The organism is Sulfitobacter sp. HI0129 (assembly GCF_001635395.1).
Taxonomy (GTDB): domain Bacteria; phylum Pseudomonadota; class Alphaproteobacteria; order Rhodobacterales; family Rhodobacteraceae; genus Sulfitobacter.
The window spans coordinates 1-6,298 of the sequence record NZ_LWGH01000355.1 but is presented as its reverse complement, the minus strand read 5'-3'; the positions used below and the strand labels follow the sequence as shown (position 1 = coordinate 6,298).

The 6,298-nt window shown below is 66.1% G+C and carries 5 protein-coding genes; 4 read left to right on the top strand and 1 reads right to left on the bottom strand.

The window, feature by feature from the left end:
• The 4 genes from A3764_RS08985 to A3764_RS08970 all read left to right on the top strand — a co-directional run.
• A partial coding sequence (locus A3764_RS08985) for an aminotransferase (protein ID WP_067951502.1) occupies nucleotides 1-1,033 on the top strand: 1,033 nt, incomplete at its 5' end.
• 67 nt (nucleotides 1,034-1,100) lie between these two features.
• On the top strand, nucleotides 1,101-2,945 hold the full coding sequence (locus A3764_RS08980) for a peptidyl-prolyl cis-trans isomerase (RefSeq protein WP_067951501.1): 1,845 nt from the start codon (nucleotides 1,101-1,103) through the stop codon (nucleotides 2,943-2,945).
• A gap of 9 nt (nucleotides 2,946-2,954) precedes the next feature.
• A complete protein-coding gene (gene trpE, locus A3764_RS08975) occupies nucleotides 2,955-4,466 on the top strand; it encodes an anthranilate synthase component I (RefSeq protein WP_067921003.1) in 1,512 nt (503 codons plus the stop codon).
• 2 nt (nucleotides 4,467-4,468) lie between these two features.
• Nucleotides 4,469-5,506, top strand: a complete 1,038-nt coding sequence (locus A3764_RS08970) for a succinylglutamate desuccinylase/aspartoacylase family protein (RefSeq protein ID WP_067921004.1) — start codon at nucleotides 4,469-4,471, stop codon at nucleotides 5,504-5,506.
• 33 nt (nucleotides 5,507-5,539) lie between these two features.
• Here A3764_RS08970 and A3764_RS08965 read toward each other — a convergent pair.
• Nucleotides 5,540-6,298 (bottom strand): divergent polysaccharide deacetylase family protein (locus A3764_RS08965; protein WP_150122117.1); only part of this gene is annotated, 759 nt, incomplete at its 5' end.

Genomic DNA, 6,298 nt, shown 5'->3' with positions numbered 1-6,298 from the left:
CGCCGCCATGGCGGAGGTCGCCATGAACCGGGACGACGCCCATCTTTATGGGCCGGTACTGGGCCTGCCGGACCTGCGCGCCGAATTGGCGTCCCGCACCGGCCGCATTTACGCAGGCCAGGTCCTGCCGGAACAGGTGGCCATCACCTCGGGCTGCAACCAGGCTTTCGCGGCCGCGATTGCCACGCTCTGCGCCGAGGGGGACGAGGTGATCCTGCCGACGCCATGGTATTTCAATCACAAGATGTGGCTCGATATGTCCGGCGTCTCGGCAGTGGCCCTCCCCTGCGGGGCCGATCTGATGCCCGATCCCGACCGGGCCGCCGCGCTCATCACGCCGCGCACCCGCGCCATCGCGCTTGTCAGTCCCAACAATCCCTGCGGCACCGAATATTCCGCGTCACTGCTGCGCGCCTTTCTCGAACTGGCACGCGAGCGGGGTATCGCGCTGATCCTCGATGAGACCTATCGCGATTTTCACAGCCGCAGCGGTGCGCCGCATGATCTGTTTCAGGATCCGGAATGGGCCGATACGCTGATCCACCTCTATTCCTTTTCCAAGGCCTACCGCCTCACGGGCCACCGCGTCGGCGCCATCATCGCCAATGTCGCGCGCCTGGCAGAGGTCGAGAAGTTCCTCGATACCGTCGCCATCTGTCCGGCCCAGATCGGCCAGCATGCCGCCCTGTGGGGGATGCAGAACCTTGACGACTGGCTCGCCGGTGAGCGGCGCGAGATCCTTGCCCGCCGCCGCGCGATCGAAGCCGCGATGTCCCGTCTGACCCCGCTGGGATGGGAGTTGCTGGGTCTCGGCGGATACTTCGCCTATATGTCCCACCCGTTCGAGATGTCCTCCGCCGCACTCGCGCCCCGGATGGTGCGTGAGGCCGGGGTGCTTTGCCTGCCGGGCACGATGTTCTGCCCCACGGATGACCCCGCGGGAGAGGCTCAGCTGCGCATCGCATTCGCCAATCTCGACGCTTCGGGCATCGACCGGCTGTTCGACAGGCTCGCGGAGCTTTCCAAAGGGTGAAGGCGCTGGCTCTTGCCCCGCTGACCCGCAGCGCATAGACACCTTCCGAACTGGTGAGGACGACCCAATGGCCAAAGGCAACAGCATCACGAAAACCGCCGTCTGGATCCTGATGGGTCTGTTGATACTGGGGCTTGGCGGCTTCGGCGCCGTGAACCTCAGCGGGAACATCCGCACCATCGGCACGGTGGGCGAAAAATCGATCCCGGTGGATCTCTATGCCCGGCAGCTTCAGCAGGAAATCCGCGCCATCGAAAGCCAGACCGGTGAGGCGCTCGGCTTTCAGCGCGCGCAGGAAATCGGGCTGGATCGGGCCGTGCTGCAAAGGATCGTGCGGCAGCGCGCGCTCGACAACGAGGCGGAGCAACTGGGTCTCTCCATCGGGGATGAGACCCTGCGCGAACAGATCCTCCAGATACAGGCGTTTCAGGGGCTGGACGGCAAGTTCGACCGGGAAGGCTACCGTTTCGCGCTTCAGCAAAGCGGGCTGAACGAAACCGAATTTGAAAATTCCCTTCGCGAGGAATCCGCGCGCACGCTGCTGCAGGCGGCCATCGTCGGCGGTGTGGAAATGCCGCGCGTCTATGCCCGCACGCTTGTGGACTACGTGGGAGAGCAGCGCAGCTTCACATGGACGCTGCTCGATGCCGACGATCTGGCAGAGCCCCTGCCCCAGCCCAGTGACGAGGAACTGCGCGCCTATTACGAAGAAAATCAGGACGCCTTCATGCTGCCGGTGACCAAGCAGATCACCTATGCGCTGCTGTCGCCCGATGCCCTGCTTGAGGAAGTGGAAGTCCCCGAAGAGGAATTGCGTGCAGAATACGAAGCACGCGAGGCGCAGTTCAACCAGCCCGAACGTCGGTTGGTGGAGCGGCTCGTCTTTGCGGATCAGGATGCCGCAGACCGCGCCACCGCGGCGCTGGAAGTGTCCGGCACCACCTTCGAGCAACTCGTGGAAGAGCGCGGGTTGCAGCTGGCTGACGTGGATCTGGGCGACGTGAGCCTGCAGGATCTTGCCGCCGCGGGCGAGCAGGTCTTTGCCGCGGAGGCGGGCGATGTCGTCGGCCCGATCACCACGCCGCTGGGGCCCGCCCTTTTCCGGGTGAACGGCGTTCTTCCCGCCCAGAACACCTCTTTCGAGGATGCCGAACCGGCGCTACGGGCCGAGCTTGCCTCCGCCCGGGCGGTCCGGGCCGTGGAAAGCCGGGCGCAGGAACTGGATGACCAGCTGGCGGGCGGCATCTCGCTCGAAGAACTGGCCGAGAACACAGAGATGGAACTGGGTCAGATCGACTGGACCGAAGACAGCAGCGGCGGCATCGCCGCCTATGCCGGATTCCGTCAGGAGGCCGCGGCACAGGCCGAGGGTGATTTCCCCCGTATCCTGCAACTGGATGATGGCGGCATCTATGCCATGCGCGTCGATGCCACCCTGCCCGAGCGCCCCGAACCCTTCGAGGATGCCCGCGCGGCTGTTACCGCCGCGCTGCGTGACGCCCGCACCAGCGAGGCCCTGATGGCCCAAGCCGAGGCGCTGCTGCCCGAGCTGGGCGAAGAAGGCGCCTTTGCGGCGGCCGGATTCGATGCGGTCTCCGAGGTCGACCAGACCCGGTCGGCCTTTATCGAAGGCACGCCCGAGGACTTCATGGAACGTGTCTTCACGCTCGAACCCGGTGAGGTCGTCGCGATGGAAGGCGACGGTGGTACCGTCGTCCTGCTGCGGCTGGACGCGATCACGCCCGCCGCTGAAGGCGAGGCCGACACCGCGCTGGTGGAGCGCATCGGCGAGCAGCTCGATCAGGCGCTGGCGGATGACATCTTTGCCGTCTATGCCTCCGAGGTGATGCAACGGGCCCGTGCGCAGATCGACCAGCAGGCGATCAACGCCGTACATGTGAATTTCCCGTAAGGTACGCAGATGGCCCTGACCCCGGAGTTCGACGCCTTCGCCGAGGCTTATTCGGCAGGTCGGAACCAGATCGTCTATACCCGTCTTGCCGCCGATCTCGACACGCCCGTGTCGCTCATGCTCAAGCTCTCGGGCGGGGCCGAGAATGCCTTCGTGCTGGAATCCGTTACCGGGGGCGAGGTGCGCGGGCGCTATTCGATCATCGGGATGAAGCCTGACCTGATCTGGCGCTGCCGGGGGACCGGATCCGCGGTGAACCGGATGGCCCGCTACGATGCGGACGCTTTCGAAGAGATGGACGCGCCGCCGCTCGATGCGCTGCGCAGCCTGATCGCGGAATCGCGGATCGATCTGCCCGAGGATCTACCGCAGGCCGCGGCGGGTCTTTTCGGCTATCTTGGCTATGACATGATCCGGCTGGTGGAACATCTGCCCGATGTGAACCCCGACCCGATGGGCCTGCCGGATGCCGTGATGCTGCGCCCCTCGGTCATTGCCGTGCTGGATGGCGTGAAGGGTGAGGTGACCATCGTCTCCCCCGCCTGGGTATCGGACGGCCATTCCGCCCGCGCCGCCTATGCGCAGGCCGCCGAACGGGTGATGGACGCCGTGCGCGATCTGGAACGCGCCCTGCCCGGCACCTCGCGCGAGATGGGCGATGCGGCGGAGGCCCCCGAACCCGTCAGCAACTTCACCCGCGATGGTTACAAGGCAGCGGTGGAAAAGGCGCGCGATTACATCGTGGCGGGCGACATCTTTCAGGTCGTGCCCAGCCAACGCTGGGCGCAGGAATTCCGCCAGCCGCCCTTCGCGCTCTACCGTTCGCTGCGGCGGACGAACCCTTCGCCCTTCATGTTCTATTTCAACTTCGGCGGCTTCCACGTGGTCGGCGCATCGCCCGAGATCCTTGTGCGCGTCTTCGGGAACGAGGTCACCATCCGCCCCATCGCCGGGACCCGCCCCCGGGGTGCCACGCCGGAGGAGGACCGCGCGCTCGAAGCCGATCTGATGGCCGATGAAAAGGAATTGGCCGAACATCTCATGCTGCTGGATCTGGGTCGCAATGACGTGGGCCGGGTGGCAAAGATTGGCACCGTGCGCCCCACCGAGGAGTTCATCGTCGAACGCTACAGCCACGTGATGCACATCGTCTCCAACGTGGTGGGGGAGCTGGACCCGGGGCGCGACGCGCTTGACGCCTTCTTTGCGGGCATGCCCGCCGGCACGGTTTCGGGCGCCCCGAAGGTGCGCGCGATGGAGATCATCGACGAGCTGGAGCCCGAAAAGCGCGGGGTCTACGGCGGGGGTGTGGGCTATTTCAGCGCGGGCGGCGACATGGACATGTGCATCGCCCTGCGCACCGCCGTCATCAAGGATGAAACGCTTTATATCCAGGCCGGGGGCGGCGTGGTCTACGACAGCGACCCCGAAGCCGAGTATATGGAGACGGTGCATAAATCCAATGCCATCCGCCGGGCCGCCGCGGATGCGGCGCGCTTCGGAAAAGGGGGCAATGGCTGACAGTGGCGCGCAAACCCTTCGAAATCGCGGGGCATGTCGTCGCGCCGGGTGACAGCGTGGAGATCGATCTGCCGGTTTCCATCCTGCCCGACCACACGCCGGTGCATCTTTCGGTAGAGGTCTTTCACGGCAAGCGGCCCGGTCCCACCATGTTCGTAAGCGCGGCGGTTCACGGCGACGAGGTGATCGGCGTCGAGATCGTGCGCCGGCTGCTGCGCGCGCCGCAGCTCAAGTCCCTGCGTGGCACGCTGCTGGTGGTGCCGGTGGTGAATTCTTTCGGCTTCCTGAACCGCTCTCGCTACCTGCCGGACAGGCGTGACCTCAACCGTTGTTTCCCCGGCTCGCCCTCGGGCTCGCTCGGCTCGCGGCTGGCTTTCATCTTCATGCAGGAAGTCGTGCTGCGCTGCGATTTCGGAATCGACCTGCATTCGGCGGCGATCCACCGGACGAACCTGCCGCAGGTACGGGTCTCGCCCTCGGACAAGCTGACGAACCGCATGGCGATGGATTTCGGCGCGCCTGTCGTGCTCACCTCGCCCCTGCGGGACGGTTCGCTGCGGGCCGTCGCGGCGAAGCTCGGCACGCCGATCCTGCTCTATGAGGCGGGCGAAGGTCTGCGGTTTGACGAAATGGCGGTGCGGGCGGGCCTCGCCGGGATCCTGCGGGTGATGCGCGGGCAGGACATGCTGCCCGCCAAGGGCATTTCGACCGCCCGGGTCAGCCCCTATGTCTGCACCTCATCGATCTGGTTGCGGGCCCCGGCAGGCGGGCTGCTGCGCACCTTCCGGGCCGAGGGCGAAACGGTCGCCGAGGGCGATCTGCTGGCCAGCGTCTCCGACCCCTTCGGCAATGTGGAGACCGATTTGCGCGCCCCCGAAGCAGGCATCCTGATCGGGCGCGCCATCCTGCCGGTGGTGAACGAGGGCGATGCGATCTTTCACCTTGCCCGGCTGGAGCCGAAGGTCGCGAACACGACCGTGGGCCATCTGACCACCCAGCTCGAGACCGATCCCCTTTTCGACGAGGATGAGATCATCTGAGCCCCCGGGGCGGTCCGCCGCCCGTCGCGCCACTTACGGTTCCTGCAAGAGCACGGCGGAGACCGGGGCCAGCGATACCTTGCTGGCCCGGTCCTGAAGCCCCCAGAGCAGCAATGCGGATATCGTATCGGGGCGCAGCCTTCCCAGCATGATCACCCCGCCTTCCTGCCGCGCCTTGAAGGCGGCCCCGTCGAGAAACCGGCGGATCACGGTCGGGGTCTGATCCTTCGAATCGAAATCGCGGAAGATCGGGTACGCGGGCACCCCCTGCTTACGCGCGAGCTTGGGCATCGTGTTCAGGCCGCGGTCCTGCGTCACCAGCCCGTGGCCGGTATCGGCAAGGATTTGCGATACCTGGTCGGAGGTTTCGCGGCTGCCCTGAAACCCGCCTTCGGTGCCTTCCAGCACGCCGACCGCTTCGGGAACCCGCGTCAGCGCGGTGGCAAAGGTCGTCTCCGCATCGCGTGCGTCCGCCCCTTCGGGCAGGTCGACCATGGCCAGCACCTCGAAGCCTTCGTCGCGGAAGGCGCGCATCCGCTCTTCGGCATCCTCCAGCGTGGCGTCCACGGCGAAGGTCACTGGATAGGGAAAGCTGCGCAGCGCCGCCAGACCGGCTTCGCCGCCGGTCAGGGATTGGCCGTCGTCGATCAGCACGATGGACATCAGCGGCTTGTCCGGCTCCGGTTCGAAGTCGACAGCATAGCGGGTGATGGGGCGCGGATCTGCCGCTGCCTCGGACGGTGCGGTTTCAGTCTCGGCGGGCACTGCATCGGGTGCGGCCTCGCTCCCCTC

Coding starts and splice junctions, on each gene's coding strand:
- A3764_RS08980 (WP_067951501.1), top strand. CDS start 1,101: ATGGCCAAAGGCAACAGCATCACGAAAACCGCCGTCTGGATCCTGATG.
- trpE (WP_067921003.1), top strand. CDS start 2,955: ATGGCCCTGACCCCGGAGTTCGACGCCTTCGCCGAGGCTTATTCGGCA.